Consider the following 589-nt stretch of genomic DNA (forward strand, 5'->3'; position numbering starts at 1 on the left):
CTGCACACCGGCCTCAATCACTTCGCCAGCTTCATCATCTGGCGATGGGGTAATGACCGGCGCATCGTTGGTGCCGTTAATGGTCATGGTCACCGTCTGGGTGGTGAAGGCGCCATTGGCATCGGTGACGGTAACATCAAAACTGAAGGTGATGCTGTCGCCTTCGGCTAAGAAGTCCACTAAGGCATTATCGATATCATAGGTCCAGCCCATGTCATCGTTATCAAGGCTAAAGCCGGCCAGTAAGTCTGAGACTTGCTGAGCCGTCAGCGCAGCCATGGCTGGGTTCTGCCAATCAATATCGCCGTTATAGCTGGCACTTAGGGTGAGTACATCATTGTTGTCCACATCAAAGGTGGTGATGTCACCAGTGGCTACAAGGCGGTCTGGTGCCACATCAATGCTGTCTTCGGTGACGCTACCTGTGTTGGTTACTGTTAACTCTGGGATATCGTTGGTACCGGTAATGGTAATAACTACATCTTGGGTGTCGGTGGCGCCATTGCTGTCGGTCACGGTCACTGTGTAGGTCTCGGTGATGGTTTCACCGAGGGCTAACTGGTTGACCGGACTGTTGTTATCACTGCTT

Annotated in this window: 1 protein-coding gene; it reads right to left on the reverse strand. The window is 52.5% G+C overall.

Translation table 11 applies throughout. The annotated features are described in order from the left end of the window. Positions 1-589 (reverse strand): VCBS domain-containing protein (locus L2740_RS21400; RefSeq protein WP_248952005.1); only part of this gene is annotated, 589 nt, incomplete at both ends.

Origin of the sequence: Shewanella pneumatophori, from assembly GCF_023283895.1 — a bacterium.
GTDB classification, from domain to species: Bacteria; Pseudomonadota; Gammaproteobacteria; order Enterobacterales; family Shewanellaceae; genus Shewanella; species Shewanella pneumatophori.